Here is a 21,442-nt window from a genome sequence, read left to right as displayed (position 1 = left end):
CCGGGATCAGCTGCGCGGCTTGGCGTTTTCCGGATCGTAGAGCGGGGCATAGCCGACGCCTGCGACCTCGACCGGGTAGGTCTCGTCGAAATAGGTGACGTTCAGCTTGCGCCCCACCTGGCAGTAGTCCCAGGGCAGATAGGCCAGCGCGATGTTCTTGCCGACGGTGGGGCCGTAGCAGACCGAGGTCGTGTATGAGCGGCGGCCTTCGCTGTCGGTCAGGATCGAACCGGTGTCCGGATCCATCACCGGCATGGTGGTGTTCGGATAGCGCTTCACGCCGTTCCGGTCGGTGTTCTCGGTCATCACCAGCGTGCAGAGCATCGCCGGCTGGTGCTCGCGCGCCTTGTACTCGACATGCTTGGCCTTGCCGCGGAAATCGGCCTCTTTCACCTTCGGACGCGCCAGATCGGCTTCCATCAGGTTGTACTGGGTGATGAGATCCGCGTTCTGCAGGCGGAGCGACTTCTCCAGGCGGCGGGAGTTGGCATAGGTCTCCACGCCGACCGCCATCACCCCGGTGGAGCGCAGCGCGTCCCAGACGGCGAGGCCGTCCTCATAGGCCATGTGCAGTTCCCAGCCCTGCTCGCCGACATAGGAGATGCGGAAGGCTGTGACCGTCTTGCCCGCAATCTCGATCGGGCGGATGGCCGCGAAGGGGAAGTTCTCGACGTTCAGGGCTTCCGGATCCGCGACGACCTTTTTCAGGTTCTCGCGGGCATTCGGGCCCCAGATGCCGATGGTGGTGAACTTCTCGGTCGTTTCCTCGATGGTGACGTCGAGGCCGCGGTCCTGCGCCACGCGGCGCATGTAGATCAGGTCGCGCGGGCCGGCATCGGCGCCGTTCACCAGGCGGCAGCGGTCCGCCATGCGGAAGACGGTGAAGTCCGCCCGCACCATGCCCTCGTCATCGAGCATGTGGGTGTAGATGCCCTTGCCGATATTGGCGTCGCCGCCGATCTTGGCCGCGCAGAGCCATTCCATCAGCTCGACATGGTCCGGGCCGGAAATGTCGGTCATGTGGAAATGCGACAGGTTGATCAGGCCGCAATCCGCGGACATCTCCAGCTGCTCGGCGTTGGAGACGCGCCAGAAATGGCGGTTGTCCCACTCGGCCTCGCGCACCGGCACCTGGTCGGCGTATTTCTCCAGCAGGTGCTCGTTCGCGGCATAGCCATGCGCGCGCTCCCAGCCGCCGAGTTCCATGAAATAGCCGCCGAGTTCGACCTCGCGCTCGTAGAAGGGCGAACGGCGGACGCCCCGGCCCTTGGAGAAGGGTTCGCGGACATGGACCGGCGGGTTGTAGATCTTCTTCGCGGTCTCCCAGCAGCGGTCCGCGATGAACTGCTCGTCGAGCTGGAAGTCGGAGAAGCGCGAATAGTCGATCCGGTTGTGGTCGATATGGGTGCGCCCGTCGGTCATCCAGTCGGCGATGAGCTTGGCCATGCCGGGCGCGTCCTTGACCCAGATCGCGACCGCGTACCACAGGCCGCGCACCTTGCGGCTTTCGCCCATCGAGGGGCCGCCATCGGTGGTGGTCTGCAGCAGGCCGTTGAAGGAATGGCTCTCGTTGAAGCCGAGCTCCGCCAGGATCGGGGTCAGCTCCATCGCGCGTTCGAGGGGCTCGATGACGTCCTCCAGCACGAGGTCGCGCATCGACGGCCCGAGACGGGCCTGGCCCTTCTCGAGAATGTCGCGCGGATGCACCATCCGCGGCTCGTTCTCGTAGTAGTAGCCCCATTCCATCTGGCCGCCTTCGGTGGTGGCGGGGTCGCCGGTGTCGCGCATGTAGGCGGAGTTGCCCTGGTCGCGCAGCAGCGGACGGCCGATTTCCAGGCCGGTGCCCGCGAATTCGTCATACGGACCGAAGAAGGTCAGCGGGTGGTCGACGGGCATGACCGGCAGGTCCTCGCCCACCATGCCGGCGATCAGGCGGCCCCAGAGGCCGGCGCAGACCACGACATGGTCGGCCATGATGGTGCCGCGATGGGTCTTCACGCCCACGACGCGGCCGTTTTCCTGGATCAGCTCCAGCGCCGGGGTATTGGCGAAGGCGCGCAGCTTGCCGGACTTTTCGCCGGCATCGACCAGCTTGCCTGCGACGGTCTGCGAGCGCGGCACGACAAGGCCCGCATCCGGGTCCCACATCGCGGCCTGGATCTGGTCCTCTTCGAGAAGCGGGAACTTCTCCTTGGCCTCGGCGGCGGTGATCATCTTCACGCGGGTGCCGAAGGCGCGGCCCGAGTCGCAGCGGCGCTTCAGCTCCTCGAGGCGCTCGTCATCGCCGACGCGCGCGACTTCGAGCCCGCCGATGCGGCTGTAATGGCCCATCTTCTCGTAGAAATCGACAGAGTACATCGAGGACCAGGTGCTGAGCAGGTCGTGGCTGGTCACGTAGCAGAAATCCGACGCGTGGCCGGTGGAGCCGATATCGGTCGGGATGGCCGACTTGTCGATGCCGACGATGTCGTCCCAGCCGCGCTCGATCAGGTGATGCGCGACCGAGGCGCCGACGATGCCGCCGAGGCCGACGATGACGACTTTGGCTCTTTCCGGGAAAGCTGCCATTGGAGAATTCCTTCTACGCGGGTGTGCCAGCCAGTTTCAGCATGCGGCGGGGGTTGCGGACAACGGCCTTTGCGGCCCTTGAAACGGTTTTTCCCGCGCGGAGCAGGGGGCTCCGCGCGGGGGTCGGTCCGGGCTGCGGGGGACGTGGCAGCCCGGCCATGTCAGAGTTCCGGCGCGGGCAGTCCCGCGCGGCGGAAGGCGGCGAGCGCCGTGTTGTGCATCAGCGTCATGATGGTCATCGGGCCGACGCCGCCGGGAACCGGCGTGATCGCGCGGGCGCGGGTGGAGGCGCCCTCGAAATCGACATCGCCCTTCAGCAGCGTCTGGCCGTCGCGCATCACCCGGCTGGTGCCGACATCGATGACGGTCGCGCCCGGCTTGATCCATTCGCCCTTGACCATCTCCGCCTGGCCGACGGCGGCGACGACGATATCGGCGCGCCCGACCTTCTCGGCCAGATCCCTGGTGCGCGAATGCGCCATGGTCACCGTGCAGCTTTCGCCGAGCAGCAGCTGCGCCATCGGCTTGCCGACCAGGATCGAGCGGCCGATGACGATGGCGTCGAGGCCGGAGAGGTTGCCGAGGGTTTCCTTCAGCAGCATCAGGCAGCCCAGCGGGGTGCAGGAGACGAGGCCGGGAAGCCCCGAGACCAGCGCGCCGGCCGAGGCCGGATGCAGCCCGTCCACGTCCTTCGCAGGGTCGATCGCCTCGATCACCGCGAGGCTGTCGAGATGGCCGGGCAGGGGCAGCTGCACCAGGATGCCGTCGACGGTCCCGTCGGCATTGAGCCGGTCGACGAGGTCCAGCAGGTCCTCCTGCGCGGTGTCCTCGGGCAGCACGTGCTCGAAGCTTTCCATGCCCAGCTTGCGGGCCATGCGGCCCTTGGAGCGGACATAGATCTCGCTGGCCGGATCGGTGCCGACCAGAACCACGGCGAGGCCGGGCTTGCGCCCGGTCTGCGTGCCGAAGGTTTCCGCGGCGGCGGCGATCCGGGTGCCGAGGCCGGCCGCGTGGGCCTTGCCGTCGATGATCTGTGCGGTCATCGCTGTCCCTTTCAGAGCGCGGCTTCGAGCTGCGGCAGGACCTCGAAGAGGTCGCCCACCAGCCCGTAATCGGCGACCTGGAAGATCGGCGCTTCCTCGTCGGTGTTGATCGCCACGATCACCTTGGAGTCCTTCATGCCGGCAAGGTGCTGGATCGCGCCCGAGATGCCGCAGGCGATGTAGAGCTCGGGGGCCACGACCTTGCCGGTCTGGCCGACCTGCAGGTCGTTCGGCGCGTAGCCGGAGTCGACCGCGGCGCGCGAGGCCCCGACGGCGGCGCCGAGCTTGTCGGCCACCGGCGACAGGGTGGCGCGGAACCTTTCGTCCGAGCCGAGCGCGCGGCCGCCGGAGACGATGATCTTGGCCGAGCCCAGTTCCGGACGGTCCGAAGCGGAGAGGATGTTCTCGACGAAGCGCGACAGCTCGCCTGCATCGGCTGCGTCCACGGTATTGACCGGCGCGGCGCCCGCGCCCGGCTGGGCGGCGTCGAAGCTGGCGGTGCGGACGGTGACGACGCGCTTGGCGTCGGTGGCTTCCACGACTTCGATCGCGTTGCCCGCATAGATCGGACGCTTGAAGGTGGCCGGGCCGACGACCTCGGTGATTTCCGACACCTGCATGACGTCGAGCAGCGCGGCGACGCGCGGCAGGACGTTCTTGCCGGTGGTGGTCGCCGGGGCGATCAGCGTGTCGTAGCCTGCCATCAGCGGTTGGATCAGCGCGGCGGAGGCTTCGGCCAGGCGGTGCTCCAGCGCCTCGGATTCCGCGAGGATCACGGCGCGTACGCCCGGCAGGGCAGCGGCGGCGGAGGCAGCGGCGGAGGCGCCCTTGCCCGCGACGAGGATGTCGATCTCGCCGCCGATCAGCGCGGCGGCGGTCAGCGCGCGCAGGGTCGGATCGGAGAGGGTGGCGTTGTCGTGGTCGGCGAAAAGCAGGATGGCCATGTAGGTCTCTCCGGGATCAGATGACGGCGGCTTCGTTGCGCAGCTTGTCGAGCAGCTCGGCGACCGAGCCGACCTTGACGCCCGCGGCGCGGCCGGCGGGCTCCTCGACGCGCAGCAGCTTCAGGCGCGGGGCGGTCTCGACGCCGAAATCGGCGGGGGTCTTCTGGTCGAGCGGCTTCTTCTTCGCCTTCATGATGTTCGGCAGCGAGGCATAGCGCGGCTCGTTGAGGCGCAGGTCGGCGGTGACGACGGCCGGGAGCGCGATGTCGATCGCCTGCAGGCCGCCATCGACCTCGCGGGTGACTTTCGCCCGTTCGCCCGCAATCTCGACCTTCGAGGCGAAGGTGCCCTGGCTCCAGCCCAGCAGCGCCGAGAGCATCTGGCCGGTCTGGTTGCAGTCGTCGTCGATCGCCTGCTTGCCGAGGATGACGAGGCCGGGGGCCTCCTCGCGGGTCACGGCGGCAAGGAGCTTTGCGACGGCCAGCGGCTCCACCGGGCCGTCGGTGACGATCAGGATGGCACGGTCGGCGCCCATGGCCAGCGCGGTGCGCAGCACGTCCTGCGCCTGGGCCGGGCCGACGGAAACCGCGACGATCTCGGTGGCGGTGCCGGCTTCCTTCAGGCGGACGGCCTCTTCGACGGCGATCTCGTCGAACGGGTTCATCGACATCTTGACGTTGGCCAGATCGACCCCGGATCCGTCGGCTTTCACCCGGATCTTGACGTTGTGGTCGACCACGCGCTTGACAGGCACCAGAACCTTCATGTCTCGCCCTCTTTTCGCCGCCCTCGGGCGGAAATCCTGTTGTTTCCGCGACAAGCCCCGAACCGTGCCGGTTGCCGTGCCGCCGTTCTTCCGCGCGCCCTGTCTGACCGGAGGCGCTTTCATGAGGGAGAGTCATGCAATACGGGCGCGCCGCAGAATAGGACGATTGCGACGGGCCGGGAAAACCGCTACGACAGCCCGACCAGAATCTCCGGACGGAGAGGCGCCATGCCCGAAACAGCCCCCCAGATCGCCCGCCGCACCACCCGCACGCCCTCGGACCGCATGGGCCGCCGCGCCGACGGCGCGCGCCTGTCGGTAGGGTTCATCCTGGCGCGGCGCTTCACGCTCTGCGCCTTCGCGAATTTCGTGGACGTGCTGAGGCTTGCGGCCGACGAAGGCGACCGGTCGCGGCCGATCCTGTGCAACTGGACGGTGCTGTCGGACAGCATGGACCAGGTGATGTCCTCCAGCGGCATCGCGGTGCAGCCGAAGGAGCGGCTCGGCGATCCGTCGCGATTCGACTACATCGTCGTGGTCGGCGGGCTGATGGACGAGATGCCCGGGCTCGGCCAGGCCTACGAGAAATTCCTGCACGAGGCGGCAGAAAAGGGCGTGCCGCTTGTCGGCATCTGCTCCGGCGCCTTCATGCTGCACCATGCCGGGCTGCTCGACGGCTACCGCTGCTGCGTGAGCTGGTTCCATCACGCCGATTTCCTCGAGCAGTTCGAGGGGCTCGACCCGGTGGCCGACCAGATCTTCGTCGTCGACCGCGACCGGCTGACCTGTTCGGGCGGGGCGAGTTCGGCGCATCTGGCGGCCTATCTGGTGGACAAGCATGTCGGGCGCGCGGCGGCCAGCAAGAGCCTGCACATCATGATCATCGACGAGGCGCTGGAGCCGGAGAAGCCGCAGCCGGGGATCACGCTGGATTTCAAGACCCGGGATCCGCTGGTGCTGCGCACGCTGCTCTTGATGCAGCAGAACATCGACACGCCGCTGTCGATCACCGACATCGCAAAGCGTCTTGGCCATTCCAAGCGGCAGATCGAGCGGCATTTCAGGACGGCGCTGGACATCTCGCCCCAGGCGGCCTTCCTGCAGATCCGGCTGTCGCTGGCGCATCACCAGATCACCTCGGGCGACAAGCCGATCGCGCAGATCGCGCTGGATTGCGGCTTCTGCGATTCCTCGCATTTCAGCCGGATGTTCCGCAAGCAGTTCGACACCACGCCCCATGCGCTCAGGCGCGGGAGCGCGGCGGAATAGCCCCGGCGCGGAAACGCCGGGGCAGGGCGCTCAGCGCGGCTCGGAGGCGAGCCCGCGCCAGATCGCGATGCACATCACCAGCAGCACCACGGTGAAGGGCAGGCCGGTCGAGATCACCATGGATTGCAGCGACTTCAGGCCCCCGGCCGAGAGCAGCAGCACGATGGCGATGACGCCCTCGAACAGGCACCAGAACACCCGCTGGGGCACCGGCGCATCGACCTTGCCGCCGGAGGTGATCGTGTCGATCACCAGCGACCCCGAGTCCGACGAGGTCACGAAGAACACGATCACCAGCACGATGCCGATGAAGGAGGTGACCGAGGCCAGCGGCAGCGCGTCGAGCATCGCGAAGAGCTGCAGCGGAAGTTCCGCCGACTGCGCCCCGGCATAGCCGTCGCGGACCACCTGGCTGATCGCGGTGCCGCCGAAGATCGACATCCAGACCACGCAGACCAGCGACGGAATCAGCAGGACGCTGACCAGGAATTCGCGCACCGTGCGGCCGCGGCTGACGCGGGCGATGAACATGCCGACGAAGGGCGACCAGCTGATCCACCACGCCCAGTAGAACGAGGTCCAGCCCTGGGCGAAGTTCACGTCCTCGCGGCCGACTGGGTTCGACAGCGCGGGCAGGTATTGCAGGTAGGCCAGCAGGTAGTCGCCGATATCGGTCAGCAGGAACAGCGTCGGACCCGCGAGCAGGACGAAGGCCAGCAGGACGAAGGCAAGGCCCATATTGATCTCGGAGAGCAGCTTCACCCCGGCCTCGAGGCCGCGGACAACCGAGAAGAGCGCGATCGCGGTGATGCCGCAGATCAGGATGACCTGGGGCACCGGGCCGACCGGGACGCCGAAGAGCTTGTGGAAGCCGGCATTGGCCTGGGCCGCGCCGAGGCCCAGCGAGGTGGCCAGGCCGAAGAGCGTGGCGAAGACCGCGAGGATGTCGATGACGTGGCCGGGCCAGCCCCAGACGCGCTCGCCGAAGACCGGGTAGAAGGCCGAGCGGATCGTCAGCGGCAGGCCCTTGTTGTAGGAGAACAGGGCCAGGCTCAGCGCGACGATGGCGTAGATCGCCCAGGGATGCAGCGCCCAGTGGAAGATCGAGGCCGCCATGCCGAGCCGGATGGCTTCTTCCTGGCTGCCTGCCGCGCCGAGCGGCGCCCAGTCGGTGCGGATGCCGTCGGCGCCGACGGAGGCGCCCCCCAGCGACGAGCCGAAATGGGACAGCGGCTCCGAGACGCCGTAGAACATCAGGCCGATGCCCATGCCTGCGGCAAAGAGCATGGAGAACCACGCCGGATAGCTGAAATCGGGCCGCGCCTCGCGTCCGCCGAGACGGATGCTGCCATAGGGGCTGAGGATCAGCACGAGGCAGAGGATCACGAAAATGTCCGCAGCGCCAAGGAAGAACCAGTCGAATCCCGTGGTGACGCCCGAGAACAGCGCGCCGAACAGCGTCCCCGCGGTTTCGGGCAGCGCCAGGGCGAAGGCCACGAAGGCCACGACCGAGACGGCGGAAATCAGGAAGACCGGGTTGTGGATGTCGAAGCCGATGGGACCGACCGAGCCCTCGATGTTGTCCTGGCCGATGGTGTAGTCCGTGTCGATCTGGCCTTCGGGGACCGGAACGGCGGCGCCGTCCGTGCCCGTCAGGTCCGGGCTTGGCGTGTAGGTCAAGGGTGCACCTCCTGTGCTGGCTGCGGTTTCCGCGTGCTGGATCCCGTTGGCCGGGATTCCCGTCGGGAGGCGGCTTGCCGCGGCTCCGGTGCCGCGGGCGCGCCGGCCCGATGCGGCAGTTACCGCCCGGACGCTGCGGAAGCGCAGGATCTTAGCGACAGGCACAGGGCAGCTTTGCGACGGAGCCCTGCGCAGCGCTCAATTTCCGCGGGGGCAGGAAGGGCGCGGTTGCAATTCTGCTACCGTGCTGTCGCATTCGTTCAATCGCGCCGGCCGGGCCGCGGCTAGTGTCCAGCGGTCCCCGGGGAAGCCGCCTCCGCAAGGAGGGCCGCGGGGAAGCACATCCCTTCCCCAGCCTGCCCGCTGCGCCCGCCTGCCGGACGCGTCCGGCGCATGTCCGGAAGGCCCGCAACCCCCCCGCAGGGCGGCACTGCCGCGCCCCTGCCCGAATGCTGACGGAGTGCCCATGTCCGCCGCCATCCCCGCCGCCATGACCCCCCGCGTCATGACCGTCTCCTGCCCCTCCACCACCGGCATCGTCGCCGCCGTTTCGGGCTATCTCGCCGACCACGGCTGCAACATCCTGGACAGCTCGCAATTCACCGATCTCGATGCGGGCCGCTTCTTCATGCGGCTGGGCTTCCTCGCCCCCTCGGAGACCTCGGCCGAGGCGCTCGAGACAGGCTTCGCCCCCGTGGCCGAGCGCTTCGGCATGGATGCCGCCTTCCCCGATCCGCGCCGCAAGGCCAAGATCGTGGTCATGGTCAGCCGCTTCGGCCATTGCCTGAACGACCTGCTCTACCGTGCCCGCATCGGCGCCCTTCCGGTGGAAATCGTCGCGGTGATCTCCAACCATCTCGACTACCAGAAGCAGGTGGTGAATGCCGATATCCCCTTCCACCACATCGAGGTTACGAAGGAAAACAAGCCCGAGGCCGAGGCCGAGATCATGCGCGTGGTCGAGCGCACCGGCGCCGAGCTGGTCGTGCTGGCGCGCTACATGCAGATCCTGTCGGACGAGATGTGCCGCAAGATGTCGGGGCGGATTATCAACATCCACCACTCCTTCCTGCCCTCCTTCAAGGGCGCGAACCCCTACAAGCAGGCCTGGGCGAAGGGCGTCCGGCTGATTGGCGCGACGGCGCATTACGTCACCGCCGATCTCGACGAGGGCCCGATCATCGAGCAGGACACCGTCCGTGTGACCCATGCGCAGTCGGCGGCCGACTACGTGTCGCTCGGCCGCGACGTGGAGGCCCAGGTGCTGGCCCGCGCGATCCACGCGCATATCCAGGGCCGCAGCTTCCTCAACGGCGACCGCACGGTGGTCTTCCCGGCTTCCCCGGGGGAGTACGCCTCCGAAAAGATGGGCTGAGCCCGGCCAGCCGCCTGCGCGGGCGGCCCGGCAGGCAGGAGGGCCCGATCCGGCTGCGGCAGGGAGAAAAGCTCCTGCGGCAGCCGGGGCGGGCCTTCTTCCGCTGTCCGCCTTCGGGCCGGAATCCGCCTTTGTCCGCTCCCCCCCTGCCTCCAGGGGAGGCGCCGGACGGCCGGGCAGGGCGTTCCGTCGCGGCACTCGAGTTGGGCCCCGGCGGATCCACCCGTCCGGTCCGCCCGCGCTTCCGCCGATGGCCCCGGGGGCCGGGGACGCGTTGTCTCCAAGGATCCCGACGGCCCGGGGCGGGCTTGGTCCGAGGCATGGCCGGAGCCGCAGGAGTCTGTCCGCAGGGATCATGCACGGGCTGCCGCGGCGGCGCAGTTGTCCCGGCATGCGGCGTGGCAGCGGTCCCGCGACATCACGCGGCCACTGCCAGATCATGGGAGTTCCCGCGATTACCGCCGCCGCCACTACCGCAAGTTCCATCAGGCCATGGACACGCCGGCGGGCGACATCCGCGCGGTGGCGTTCGCCTCCAGCCGCGGCGGCGGCAGACCCGTCCTGCCGGAACGTCTCGACCGGATCCCGGCCGACGCGGAGAGCGGCTCCGTCACAGCCGAGTTGCCGGCGGCTGGCCATTGATGGCGTGAATTTCTTCCCCCTGTGGTGGCTTTGTCGGCGCCTAATGGCATACATTGGGATTCCGGGAGCGGGAGCCGTCCACTCCTTCAATGCCGCGCAAGGCGCGCAGCGCAAGATCCGCCTCGGAAACGACGGGGGCCGGTCTCCCCGGCGAACTTGGGGATGCGACCGGCCGAGTTCACCTCCAGCAATGCCGGCGGCAGCGACCCGGCACGTGCCACCGGTCCGAGAGAACCGGCGAGGGATGCCGCCGGACCTTCTTGCCCAGATCCCCGCGCACGGGGAGATCGCCACGGTGACCGACAACGGCGCTTCCGACATCCGTGCGTGTCTTGGCACCTTCGCTGCCCGCGGCGCGGTGTCCGTTCGCCGCAATGCGAGGCCATGGACGCCGGATGCCGCCGGTGCGAGGGCGCAACGGCATCCTGCGGGCTTCGAAAATCTCGGCGGTCCCCGCTCTGGCGTCGCTGGAGCGGGGACCGCCGCCGCAGCCGGACCGAAACATGAGCCGGAACGGGGAAAGCGTCTGGGATCCTTTCCCCGGCGATTGGACGAACTGCGCGGAGCAGCACGGCCAGCGGCCGATGTCCGTTCGCCATCGGCTCCGGACCGATGGCCGCGCGATGCCTCGCCTTCGACCGCCAGGTTGCCGAGGTCCGGATCCGGGCATTCGCGGCTGCGCTTGGTCTGACCTGCCCCCTGCCGGTCATTGCCGAACGGCTTCACTGGTCCCGGCAGCGTCGGGATAGGTACGCCGGGCGAAAGGGCAACTGCCGTCGTCAACTGATTGGCGCAACTGCACCCGTCCAATGCGGGCTTGGCAGGGCCTGCCAGGCCGTGCCGCCGCTGCCGGACCGTGCCGGCCCGATCCGGCTGGCCCCGGGACTCCCGCGCCACGGCAGCCGGGTCGGGCCTTCGCCGGCACAGCCCGACCGGTGGTCAGGCAGGCGTCTGCGCCGGGACATCCTGCTCCACCAGCCAGTCGGCGAAGAGCCGGGCATTGGCCGAGGCATGGGCGTGGATGCGCAGGTAGAACGGACAGGGCGAGATCATCGTGTCCGGCACCAGCTGCACCAGCCGCCCGCTTTCCAGATGCGAGCCGAGCAGTCCCTCCCATCCCAGCACCGCGCCGACATCGTCCTCCGCCGCCTGCAGCGAGATCAGGTAGTTGTTCAGCGCGAAGCCCGGGCCCTGCGGCGCGGGCCAGCCCAGCGTCTCGAACCATTCCTGCCAGTCGGTCCAGGCATTCGTGCCCGAGAGCGTGTGGATCAGCGGCACCTTCAGCAGGTCGGCCACCCCGCGGATCCCGTGCGTCGTGGCGAAGCGCCTCGTCCCGAGCGCCAGGATGCGGTCGTGGAACAGCAGCCGCGTCTCGTCGGTCTCGCGCTCCGGCCGCCCGTAATGGATGCTCAGATCCGGCGGCACCGCGCCCGGCCCCAGCGGCGCGCCGGTATCCTGCACCATCTGCGAGATCGCGATGCCGGGATGCGCGCGCCAGAAGGCGGCCAGCCGTGGCGTGAGCCAGAGTCCGCTCATGGCAGTCGTCGCGGCAATCGTCACCCCGGTCTGGTCGTGCCGGTAGCGGATCCGGGACACGCCTTCGGAGATCGCCTCGAAGCCGCGCTGGAGCGACACGAAAAGCAGCGCTCCGGCCTCGGTCAGCTCCACGCCTCGATATTGACGGGTGAAAAGCGGCTGGCCGAGATCCTGTTCAAGCGCCTTGATTCTATGGCTAACTGCGGCCGGCGTGACGTTCAGCTCGACCGCGGCGAGCTTGAAGCTCAAATTTCGGGCAGCGCATTCGAAACAGGCAAGATCGCCGAGAGAGGGCAGGTCATAGGGCTTGGGCAAGGCGGATGTCGCTTTTGTGTCGGGAAGTGCCGCTTGCGCGCCACCGGGTCCATGAGTTTACTTGATCTAATCCCACATGAGAATTTTGCCAATTGTCAACCTTCCGGCCAGATGTCTTTTCCTGCCGGAAACCCGCCATCCGGCTTTGGAGCGCCGCCATGACCGCATACGCCGCCACGCTTTCCGACCTGCTCGCCCGCCATGTCGCGGGCCGCTCGCTGGCCCAGCCCTTCTACACCTCGCCCGAGATCTACCAGCACGACCTGGAAACGGTCTGGTACCGCGAATGGCTCTTCGCCCTTCCGGCCGCGCAGCTGGACAAGTCCGGCAGCTACCAGCGTCTGAAGATCGGCGTCTACGACGTCATCGTCATCCGCGACGCGAAGGGCGGCATCCAGGCGTTCCACAACACCTGCCGCCACCGCGGCTCGATCATCTGCCGCGGCACCTCGGGCCGCGTGGCCAAGCTGACCTGCCCCTACCACCAGTGGACCTACGACCTCGACGGCAAGCTGCTCTGGGCGCGCGACATGGGCAGCGATTTCGATCCCAAGGCGCACGGGCTGAAGACCGTGCATTGCCGCGAAGTGGCCGGCCTCGTCTATATCTGCCTGGCCGAGTCCGCACCGGATTTCGATGCCTTCGCCGAGACCGTGCGCCCCTATCTGGGCGTGCACGACCTGTCGAACGCCAAGGTCGCATTCCAGTCCTCGATCGTCGAGAACGGCAACTGGAAGCTCGTCTGGGAAAACAACCGCGAATGCTACCACTGCGCCGGCAACCACCCGGACCTGTGCCGCACCTACCCGGAAGATCCGACCATCACCGGCGTCGCGCAGGACGGCACCTTCCCCGAGAAGGTGGAAAACCATTTCAACCGCCTCGAGGCCGCGGGCGCGCCCTCGCGCTTCAAGATGGATGACGGCGGCCAGTACCGGGTGGCGCGCATGCCGCTGCTCGACGGTGCCGAAAGCTACACGGTCAGCGGCAAGATCGCCGTGCAGAAGCGCCTGGGCCAGGTGCCCTTCCTCGATGCCGGCACGCTGCTGCTGTTCCATTACCCGACGACCTGGAACCACTTCCTCTCCGACCACTCGATCACCTTCCGCGTGCTGCCGATCAGCCCGACCGAGACCGAGGTGACCACCTTCTGGCTGGTCAACAAGGATGCCGTCGAGGGCGTGGACTACGATCTGGAGAACCTGACCAGGGTCTGGATCAACACCAATGACGAGGACCGCCGCGTCGTCGAGGAGAACCAGCAGGGGATCAACAGCCCGGCCTACGAGCCCGGCCCCTACTCGATGACCCACGAGGACGGCGTGATGCAGTTCGTCGAATGGTACATCTCGCGCCTGCGTGCCGCGCAGGCCCCGACCACCCTTGCCGCGGAGTGACCCCCAGACAATGAGCAAGCAAGCTGCCGGCCACTGGACCGACGAGGAACGCCTGGAATGCGTCTCGGTCCTGCCCGAGTCCCCGGATGTCGTCACGGTCTGCTTCCAGGCCCCCTCGGGGCGGCCCTTCGCCTTCCAGGCCGGGCAGTTCGTCACGCTTGAGCTGCCCGTCCCCGGCGGGCCGCTCTACCGGACCTACACGATCTCCTCGCCGCCCTCGCGGCCGCTGTCGATCACCGTCACGATCAAGGCGCAGGCGGACTCCATCGGCACGCGCTGGATAATCGAGAACATGCGGCCCGGCATGATGCTGAAGGCGACCGGCCCAGCCGGGCGCTTCACCTCCGCGGCCTTCCCGGCGAAGAAGCACCTGTTCATCTCGGCGGGCTCGGGCATCACCCCGATGATGTCGATGACCGGCGAGATCTACGACCGCGGCCGGTCCTGCGACATCGTCTTCGTCAACTGCGCGCGGCGTCCGTCCGAGATCATCTTCAAGCGCCGCCTGGAGCACATGGCGACGCGGATCGAGGGGCTGGACCTGAAATGGGTGGTCGAGGAGAATGACGCCTTCTCGCCCTGGACCGGCTACCAGGGCCGCTTCAACCAGCTGATGCTGGGCCTGATGGCGCCCGACTACCTGGAGCGCGAGGTGTTCTGCTGCGGCCCCGAGCCGTTCATGCAGGCGGTGCGCGAGGCGCTGGCGGGTCTCGGCTTCGACATGGACCACTACCACCAGGAGAGCTTCGGCGCGCCGCAGCAGCCGGAGGCCGGCCTGATCGTCTCGCCCGAGCCGGATGACGACCTGCCTGCCGAGGGCACGATGGCGGAGATCACCTTCGACATCTCGGGCGTCACCCAGTCGGTGCCCCAGACCGAGACGGTGCTGGCCGCCGCGCGTTCGGCCGGGATCGCCATCCCCTCGGGCTGCACCTTCGGCGTCTGCGGCACCTGCAAGGTGAAGAAGGTCGAGGGCGAGGTGCACATGGTGCATAACGGCGGGATCACCGAGGAGGAGATCGAGGAAGGCTACATCCTCGCCTGCTGCTCGAACCCGATGGGCAAGGTCACGATCGACGCCTGACCGGGCGCGCAGGTTACCTGAGTTTCGAGGCCCGGCCGGTTTTCCGCGCCGGGCTTTCTGCCGTTCCGCCGGGGGCCTGCGCCCCGGGCATTGCCCCGCCGGGACCTTGTTGGCCAATCGCCGATTGGTCCTCGGCGCCCCTTTCCCCGCTTGCTTCGGGCGAGGGCTGCGCTCTCGGACCTTCCGAGGGCCGAGCGCAGCCGCGAATGATGCGGATCCGGATTTCGGCGGTTTGGCGATCAGGGTCGCGTGACATGATCCGATCGCCTGGCAACTGTATCCTCCAGGCTGCTTGAAGGCCCATGGTTTGCGCGCTTTGCATGGAGCTTTGGCGAGCTTGCGCGCGACTGCGGCGATGATGACCTTGAGCGGCCGTCCGGCGTCGCGCAGTCGCTGCGCGAAGGCTTCCAGCATGGGGTTGTGATATGCGGCGGCGAGGGCGGCTTGGAACAGGACATGCCGCAGGGCGCGCCGTCCTCCGGCGATGGCCCGTTTGCCTCGCAACGCGCCGCCGTCGTGCGCAATGGGAGCGAGCCCAGCCAGGGCGGCGGCCTGTTCTCCGGACATGGCCCCGAACTCGGGCATTTCGGCCATCGGCATGGTGCCGGCAACGGGGCCGATCCCGGGAATGGAGCGCAGGATGCGGTCGGATCCGGTCCGTGTTCCGCCGTCCGCGAGGGTTTGCCCGACGCGTTCTTCCAGCTCTGAGATCCTGTTGTCGAGCAAGGTCTTCAACTCCACGTCCATTTCGGCGAACATTCCAGTGGCCGCGCGCCTTTCGCGTGGCTTGATCTGGGCAAGCTGCCGCTTGCGCATCTCGGGGAGTTGCGCCCGCTTCGATGCCGAAGCTCTGAGCGCGCACAATTTTCCGGCCGGATGGCTAGGTTCCGCCCCGGGGCGGAACGCCATGAAGCGGGCAATGAGTTCCGCATCGATCCGGTCCGTCTTGGACCGGGTTCCACGGCCGGCGGCAAAGGCCTTGACCCGTGCCCGCGGCAATTGACGCGCGGCGATCCTCGCCGCGTCGAGCGAAGCCCATGGCCGCCGTTCCTGCCCGCGGCCACTCGGGAAAACCATCCCCCGGATCGTTTCCTGATCCTCGCAGCCTTCGAAGCAGACCAGGGCGCCACGCCGCCGCGCGAGGGACGCCACCTGGGCATGGCCATCCGATGCGTTGGCAACCGAAAGCGCTTCCCATCGGGCAGGCAACAGATGTCCGGCCAGTCACGCGAGACGTCCATGCCGATGGCCTGTTCGGATGATGCCGTGTTCATCCTCTCTTCCTTCGGCTCCGCGGTCCTTGCCGGCCGCAGATCTCCTCATGGATCGGTTTGGGAGCGCCGGCACCGCGCTGTCCCGCGGCAGGCAGCGGCGCGCGCGGCGGTTGAGGCTCTCGGCCTGGCCCTTCCGCCACCGCGCCTGCGGGCCGCAGGGCGGGCCGTCGCGCCGCCGCGGGTCCGGGGCCGGTGGCGAACGCCCTCCGTGCCCATGCCGGGTCCGAGGTCCCGCCGGGCGGCGAACTCGGACCCTCGGCCGGATCCGCCTCGGCCGCAGCGATCGCCTCCTGGCCGTTCCGCGCCGAAGCCACTTGGCAGCCGAACCCTTCGAGCGCGGAACTGATGGACCGCCAGGGGCGGCGGCGGGAGGGCGCGGATGACCGTCTCCGCCCTCGGCCCGGCCCTGCAGCCGCTGTTCCGCAGCATCGCCGCGGCCCGCGTCCGCCGCCCGGCCATGGACAGGACATTGCGCCGAGCGTCCTGCGGAAGATCATCAGGTCGTCCGCGGCGCTTCCGCGGCCACGCCCGCCGCTCCTTCCCATTGGCCAAGCCCCCGGCGGTCATTGATTTCCGCAAGGCACATCGATCGAACGGACGGCAGGGACCATCCTGTCCCGAGGCCTCCGGGCTGGGCGCGGGCGCCGCTTCCTCCGCCGCTCCGGCAGATGGCGGGCGAGGCCGGCGGCCCTGCCGCGCGGCGCGTGGACAGAGGCGCAGGTCGCCCCCCTCCCGGGACGTTGCCGCGCAATGCCCTGCCGGCCAGCGCGCGGCAGGCCCGGACGGCCAGCGTCCCGTGACGCATCCTGCCTGCAATCTGCCCGGGCGCCCAGCCGGCCGCGAGACGGTCGATGAACGGCCGTCCGCAGCTTGGGGTCCGGCAGCAGCTTCGCGCGGCGGCGGCGTTGATCGGCGGCAAGGCCATGGGCAATCGGGGCAGCAGCATCCGTTCGGCCCGGGCTCGTCCCCGAAGCGGTTCCGCTCGGGTTCGCGGCAGATCTTGGAGCGGTGGCGGCCGGCCTGCTGCGAGATCCCGGCCACGCGCAGGCCCTGGCCGGAAAGTTTCCGGACGGGGCGGCGTTCCCTGAGGTCGAGCTCGGCATCCGCCATCGCACGATCTCCTGTTTTCGAGCGGAATGGCGGAGAGGCCGCAAGCCGGGATGGAATGTACCCCAGCTTCATCCGGAGCCGCGATAGGCTTAATTATGTATACCTCTTGCTCGCGCCCGGCCTGGAGAGGGAAATATTCCGGCCCGGCTGCCCTTCGGACAATGTCCTCGCGGCAGCCGGGCCGTGGATTGCTCCAGCGCGGCGGCGGTTCCGGCGGGGCTCAGCCCGCCAGAAGCATCGCGTTGCCGCCGGCCGCCGTGGTGTCGATGCACAGGTGGCGCTCGTGCAGCACATGGGCCGCGTCGGGCATCCCGGTCACCAGCGCGACGATCGGGCCCGGACGGGCCGCCAGCGCGCGCGCCTGCGCGGCCGCGTCCTCGCCCCAGCTCAGCACGGCGGCAATTCCCGGCAGCCATTCCAGCGCGTCTGCCGGAACATGGCCCTCGGAACTGACCGCGATGCCGCCGAGCCGTTCGACCTCGGCAATCTGCGCCGCCACGGCCTCGGCGCCCGGTCCCAGGCAGAGCACCGGCCCGCGGGCCATCACGCTCAGCCGGTTCGACTCGCCGGTCGGCCCCGGCAGGTCGAGCCGGCGCAGCGGGACGTGGGTCTCGCCTGCCAGCGCCTCCAGCCGCGCGGCAAGCCGGTCGAGATTGGCCGGGGCCTTCCAGCTGCCTGCCGCGACTGCGGGCGCCGGGGCCGCGATGCGCTGCAGGTAGAGCGGTCCGCCCGCCTTCGGCCCGGTGCCCGAAAGGCCCTCGCCGCCGAAGGGCTGCGAGCCCACCACCGCGCCGATCTGGTTGCGGTTGATGTACAGGTTCCCGGCATGGACCATGTCCGAGATCTCCTGCACGCGGGTGTCGATCCGCGAATGCAGCCCGAAGGTCAGCCCGTAGCCGGTGGCGTTGATCGCGGCGACGACCTTCTCCAGATCCGGCCCCTTGAAGGTCGCGACATGCAGGACCGGGCCGAAGATCTCGCGCTCGATCGCGGAGATGCCGGTCACCTTGATCAGCACCGGCGGTATGAAGCAGCCGCCGGGCGAAGCCAGCTCGTGCAGCACCCGGCCGCCCGTGCGGGCCGCCTCGACATGCGCCCGGATGCCGGACTGGGCCTCCATGTCGATCACCGGGCCGACATCGGTCGACAGCTTCCACGGATCGCCGACAGCAAGCTCGTCCATCGCGCCCTTGATCATCTCGATCAGGTGCGGGGCGATGTCCTCCTGCACGTAGAGGCAGCGCAGCGCCGAACAACGCTGGCCCGCGGAGCGGAAGGCCGAGGCGACGATGTCGCGGACCGCCTGCTCGGGCAGCGCGGTGGAGTCGACGATCATCGCGTTCATGCCGCCGGTTTCCGCGATCAGCGGCGCGCCGGGGTCGAGGTTTTCGCTCATCGCGCGCTGGATCAGCCGCGCGGTCTCGGTCGAGCCGGTGAAGATCACGCCCCCGATGCGCCGGTCCGAGGTCAGCAGCCGCCCGACCGTGCCGCCCTGGCCCGGCAGCAGCTGCAGCGCGGAAGCCGGAACGCCGGCCTCGTGCAGGAGCCGCACGGCGATGGCGGCGATCACCGGGGTCTGCTCGGCCGGTTTCGCCAGCACGGCGGCGCCGGTGGCCAGCGCGGCGGCGATCTGGCCGGTGAAGATCGCCAGCGGGAAGTTCCACGGGCTGATCGCGGTCACGATGCCGCGCGGCGCCGGCCCGGAGGCCTCGGCCTGGGCAGCGTAGTAGCGCAGGAAATCGACCGCCTCGCGCAGCTCGCCCACGGCATCGGACATGGACTTGCCGGCCTCGCGCGCCAGGGCGGCGAAGATCGGGCCGAAATCGCGCTCGTAGAGCTCGGCCGCCTTGCGCAGCACCGCGGCGCGCTCCGCCACGGGCGCGTCCCAGATCGCAGCGTCCTCGATGGCGCGGGCGACCGTCTCGGCATCGGCCTCGGTCACCTGCGCAACGGCCTCTCCGGTCGCCGGATTGGTCACGGGCACGGTCTCGCCGGTGCCCGGCCGCACGGTCAGCGGGCCGGCATCGGGCAGTGCGACCGACCGCGCCGCCTCGATCCGGGCGAGCGTGTCCTCGTCGGTCAGGTCGAAGCCCTGCGAATTGGTGCGCCCTTCGCCGAAGATCGCCTGCGGCGCCTGCAGCCCGGAGGGCGCCTTGGCCGTTGCCAGGGCCTCGAACGGATCGGCGGCAATTTCCTCGGGCTTCACCGCCTCGTCGACGATCTGGTGCACGAAGGAGGAGTTGGCGCCGTTCTCCAGCAGGCGGCGGACGAGATAGGCCAGCAGATCGCGATGCGCGCCGACCGGCGCATAGATGCGGCAGCGGCCCTTGGCGTCCTTCAGGACGATGTCGTGCAGCCGCTCGCCCATGCCGTGGAGGCGCTGGAACTCGAAGCTCTCGCCGTCGACCATCTCCAGGATCGCGGCGACGGTATGGGCGTTGTGCGTGGCGAATTGCGGATAGATCCGGTCGGCATAGCCGAGCAGGCGCTTCGCGTTGGCGATGTAGGACACGTCGGTCGCGGTCTTCGAGGTGAAGAGCGGGAAATCGTCCAGCCCCTCGACCTGGGCCAGCTTCATCTCGGTGTCCCAGTAGGCGCCCTTGACGAGGCGCACCATGATGCGGCGGTCGAGCTTCGCTGCCAGCGCGTAGAGCCAGTCGATGGTCATCGAGGCGCGCTTGCCATAGGCCTGCACGACGACGCCGAAGCCGTTCCATCCGGCCAGCTCGGGATCGGACAGCACCGCCTCGATCACCTTCAGCGACAGCACCAGGCGGGCCTGCTCCTCGGCATCGATGTTGAGCCCCATCCCGGCGCGCTTGGCGGCGCGGGCGAGTTCGCGCACGACCGGCACCAGCTCTTCCATCACGCGCTCTTCCTTGGCGACCTCGTAGCGCGGATGCAGCGCCGAGAGCTTGATCGAGATGCCCGGATTGGCCTCGACCGAGCCCTTGGTGCAGGCACCCGCGATCACCTCGATCGCGTCGGCATAGGACTGGGCATAGCGGCGCGCGTCCAGATCGGTCATCGCCGCCTCTCCGAGCATGTCGTAGGAATAGGTATAGCCCTTCTCCTCCATGCCCTTGGCGCGCTCCAGCGCCTTGCCGATGGTCTGGCCCAGCACGAACTGGCGGCCCATTTCCTTCATGGCGCGGCCGACCGCGGTGCGGATGACCGGTTCGCCCAGGCGGCGCACGGCACCGCGCAGCACGCCGGCCATGCCGGGCGCGTCGTCATCCAGCACCTTGCCGGTCAGCATCAGCGCCCAGGTCGAGGCATTGACCAGCGGCGAGGCCGCGTGGCCCATGTGGCGGCTCCAGTCCGAAGGCGCGATCTTGTCCTCGATCAGCGCGTCGATGGTCATCGCGTCCGGCACGCGCAGCATTGCCTCGGCAAGGCACATCAGCGCCACGCCCTCGCGGGTCGACAGCCCGTATTCGGCCAGGAACTGCTCCATCATGCCGGGCTTGGACCCGTCGCGGATGCGCCGGACATAGCCGGCGGCGCGCTGCGAGGCGGCCTTCCGCACCGTCTCGGGAATGGCGGCTTCGGAAATCAGGCGGTCCAGCACCTGGGCTTCGGGCGCGGTCTTGGCAGCAAGGGTGAAGGCGTCGAAGGTCATGAGCGGGTTCCGGTATGCAGCGTCAGGGTTCCAGGCGGTGGTCATGGGGCGGTCCGGGCTGAAGGGCGAATTTCAGTCGAATCTAGTGGAACTCCCATGTCCGATGGGCCTATTCTCAGCCGATGCTATGGTCGATCGGACCAATTTCAAGGAGAAATGCAGGTCATGCCGGGCGAACTTGATGCGATGGACCGGAAGATTCTCCGCGAGCTCACCGCCAATGCGCGACTGCCGACGGCGGAACTCGCGCGGCGCGTGGGCCTGTCGAAGACGCCGGTGGCCGCGCGCATCAGGGCTATGGAGGAAAGCGGCCTGATTTCCGGCTACCGGGTGCAGCTTTCGCCGCTGAAACTCGGGCTGACCCATGTCACCTACGTCCAGGTCAGCCTGTCCGACACCCGGGAAAAAGCGCTGCGCGAGTTCAACGCCGCGGTGCGCGCTATCCCGGAGATAGAGGAATGCTACATGATCGCGGGCGGATTCGACTACCTCATGAAGGTCCGATCGCGCGATATCGGCGAATACCGGCGGGTCATGGGCGAGGCGATCTCCGCCCTGCCCCATGTCAATTCCACCTCCAGCTTCGTGGCGATGGAAGCTGTGGTCGAGAACGCGCTGACCGACCAGGTGCCGGGCTAACGTGGCATCATGTCCGCGCTGCAGCATGCCCTGTCCGATTGAATTGGCGCGCCAGCTGGTCTAGGCGGGGTTCGACCTGCGCCCGCGCGCATGTTGCCGCCCCCGATGGGTCCCGCGCGGGACCCGGACCGGGACGGGCGGCGAGAGGACATCACGACCAAGAGTACGGAAAAGGGCG

At 68.6% G+C, this 21,442-nt stretch carries 12 protein-coding genes and 3 pseudogenes; 7 read left to right on the top strand and 8 right to left on the bottom strand.

Annotated elements, in window-relative coordinates:
- Nucleotides 1–6: 6 nt before the first annotated feature.
- The 4 genes from HCC78_RS12025 to HCC78_RS12010 all read right to left on the bottom strand — a co-directional run bounded on the left by HCC78_RS12025 (nucleotide 7) and on the right by HCC78_RS12010 (nucleotide 5,321).
- Entirely contained in the window at nucleotides 7–2,568 is a 2,562-nt protein-coding gene (locus HCC78_RS12025; protein WP_172329018.1) for an FAD-dependent oxidoreductase, read from the bottom strand.
- A 161-nt stretch (nucleotides 2,569–2,729) separates the two neighbouring features.
- Nucleotides 2,730–3,611, bottom strand: a complete 882-nt coding sequence (locus HCC78_RS12020; RefSeq protein ID WP_172329017.1) for a bifunctional 5,10-methylenetetrahydrofolate dehydrogenase/5,10-methenyltetrahydrofolate cyclohydrolase — start codon at nucleotides 3,609–3,611, stop codon at nucleotides 2,730–2,732.
- Nucleotides 3,612–3,622: 11 nt separating this feature from the next.
- On the bottom strand, nucleotides 3,623–4,555 hold the full coding sequence (locus HCC78_RS12015) for an electron transfer flavoprotein subunit alpha/FixB family protein (RefSeq protein ID WP_172329016.1): 933 nt from the start codon (nucleotides 4,553–4,555) through the stop codon (nucleotides 3,623–3,625).
- Between the two features lie 16 nt (nucleotides 4,556–4,571).
- Complete coding sequence (locus HCC78_RS12010; RefSeq protein WP_172329015.1) at nucleotides 4,572–5,321, bottom strand: electron transfer flavoprotein subunit beta/FixA family protein; 750 nt, start codon at nucleotides 5,319–5,321, stop codon at nucleotides 4,572–4,574.
- A gap of 285 nt (nucleotides 5,322–5,606) precedes the next feature.
- Here HCC78_RS12010 and HCC78_RS12005 point away from each other — a divergent pair, with 285 nt between their 5' ends.
- On the top strand, nucleotides 5,607–6,590 hold the full coding sequence (locus tag HCC78_RS12005; protein WP_172329046.1) for a GlxA family transcriptional regulator: 984 nt from the start codon (nucleotides 5,607–5,609) through the stop codon (nucleotides 6,588–6,590).
- Between the two features lie 30 nt (nucleotides 6,591–6,620).
- Here the strand turns inward: HCC78_RS12005 and HCC78_RS12000 are convergent, their stop codons facing one another.
- The gene (locus tag HCC78_RS12000) at nucleotides 6,621–8,246 is read right to left on the bottom strand and encodes a BCCT family transporter (RefSeq protein WP_172329045.1); all 1,626 of its coding nucleotides are present in this window, start codon (nucleotides 8,244–8,246) and stop codon (nucleotides 6,621–6,623) included.
- A gap of 514 nt (nucleotides 8,247–8,760) precedes the next feature.
- On the opposite strand from HCC78_RS12000, the gene purU reads away from it, so the two are divergent.
- The 3 genes and pseudogenes from purU to HCC78_RS33680 all read left to right on the top strand — a co-directional run.
- Complete coding sequence (gene purU, locus HCC78_RS11995; protein ID WP_172329044.1) at nucleotides 8,761–9,645, top strand: formyltetrahydrofolate deformylase; 885 nt, start codon at nucleotides 8,761–8,763, stop codon at nucleotides 9,643–9,645.
- 456 nt (nucleotides 9,646–10,101) lie between these two features.
- A pseudogene (locus HCC78_RS33685) lies at nucleotides 10,102–10,266 on the top strand (IS5/IS1182 family transposase); the annotation flags it as partial.
- A 265-nt stretch (nucleotides 10,267–10,531) separates the two neighbouring features.
- Nucleotides 10,532–10,791 (top strand): annotated as a pseudogene (locus HCC78_RS33680) (IS5/IS1182 family transposase); the annotation flags it as partial.
- 435 nt (nucleotides 10,792–11,226) lie between these two features.
- Here the strand turns inward: HCC78_RS33680 and HCC78_RS11990 are convergent.
- Nucleotides 11,227–12,138 (bottom strand): LysR family transcriptional regulator, encoded by a 912-nt coding sequence (locus HCC78_RS11990; protein WP_172329014.1) that lies wholly within the window; start codon nucleotides 12,136–12,138, stop codon nucleotides 11,227–11,229.
- Nucleotides 12,139–12,296: 158 nt separating this feature from the next.
- Here HCC78_RS11990 and HCC78_RS11985 point away from each other — a divergent pair, with 158 nt between their 5' ends.
- Nucleotides 12,297–13,535, top strand: a complete 1,239-nt coding sequence (locus HCC78_RS11985; RefSeq protein ID WP_172329013.1) for an aromatic ring-hydroxylating dioxygenase subunit alpha — start codon at nucleotides 12,297–12,299, stop codon at nucleotides 13,533–13,535.
- 10 nt (nucleotides 13,536–13,545) lie between these two features.
- Nucleotides 13,546–14,619, top strand: a complete 1,074-nt coding sequence (locus HCC78_RS11980) for a hybrid-cluster NAD(P)-dependent oxidoreductase (RefSeq protein WP_172329012.1) — start codon at nucleotides 13,546–13,548, stop codon at nucleotides 14,617–14,619.
- A gap of 456 nt (nucleotides 14,620–15,075) precedes the next feature.
- On the opposite strand, the pseudogene HCC78_RS34785 reads toward HCC78_RS11980, so the two are convergent.
- A pseudogene (locus tag HCC78_RS34785) lies at nucleotides 15,076–15,204 on the bottom strand (IS110 family transposase); the annotation flags it as partial.
- Nucleotides 15,205–17,223: 2,019 nt separating this feature from the next.
- Nucleotides 17,224–20,625, bottom strand: coding sequence for a bifunctional proline dehydrogenase/L-glutamate gamma-semialdehyde dehydrogenase PutA (gene putA, locus HCC78_RS11970; protein ID WP_172329011.1), 3,402 nt, complete (start codon nucleotides 20,623–20,625; stop codon nucleotides 17,224–17,226).
- A gap of 165 nt (nucleotides 20,626–20,790) precedes the next feature.
- Between putA and HCC78_RS11965 the strand changes: the two genes are divergently transcribed.
- On the top strand, nucleotides 20,791–21,264 hold the full coding sequence (locus HCC78_RS11965; protein WP_172329010.1) for an Lrp/AsnC family transcriptional regulator: 474 nt from the start codon (nucleotides 20,791–20,793) through the stop codon (nucleotides 21,262–21,264).
- The last annotated feature ends 178 nt before the right edge of the window (nucleotides 21,265–21,442 follow it).

This window comes from Mangrovicoccus sp. HB161399, from assembly GCF_013184745.1.
Taxonomy (GTDB): Bacteria; Pseudomonadota; Alphaproteobacteria; order Rhodobacterales; family Rhodobacteraceae; genus Mangrovicoccus.
This window is presented reverse-complemented; position numbering and strand designations above follow the sequence as displayed.

Bases quoted from the DNA above. Each gene is read 5' to 3' on its own strand.
- HCC78_RS12025 (WP_172329018.1), bottom strand. From the start codon at position 2,568: ATGGCAGCTTTCCCGGAAAGAGCCAAAGTCGTCATCGTCGGCCTCGGC.
- HCC78_RS12020 (WP_172329017.1), bottom strand. From the start codon at position 3,611: ATGACCGCACAGATCATCGACGGCAAGGCCCACGCGGCCGGCCTCGGC.
- HCC78_RS12015 (WP_172329016.1), bottom strand. From the start codon at position 4,555: ATGGCCATCCTGCTTTTCGCCGACCACGACAACGCCACCCTCTCCGAT.
- HCC78_RS12010 (WP_172329015.1), bottom strand. From the start codon at position 5,321: ATGAAGGTTCTGGTGCCTGTCAAGCGCGTGGTCGACCACAACGTCAAG.
- HCC78_RS12005 (WP_172329046.1), top strand. From the start codon at position 5,607: ATGGGCCGCCGCGCCGACGGCGCGCGCCTGTCGGTAGGGTTCATCCTG.
- purU (WP_172329044.1), top strand. From the start codon at position 8,761: ATGACCCCCCGCGTCATGACCGTCTCCTGCCCCTCCACCACCGGCATC.
- HCC78_RS11985 (WP_172329013.1), top strand. From the start codon at position 12,297: ATGACCGCATACGCCGCCACGCTTTCCGACCTGCTCGCCCGCCATGTC.
- HCC78_RS11980 (WP_172329012.1), top strand. From the start codon at position 13,546: ATGAGCAAGCAAGCTGCCGGCCACTGGACCGACGAGGAACGCCTGGAA.
- putA (WP_172329011.1), bottom strand. From the start codon at position 20,625: ATGACCTTCGACGCCTTCACCCTTGCTGCCAAGACCGCGCCCGAAGCC.
- HCC78_RS11965 (WP_172329010.1), top strand. From the start codon at position 20,791: ATGCCGGGCGAACTTGATGCGATGGACCGGAAGATTCTCCGCGAGCTC.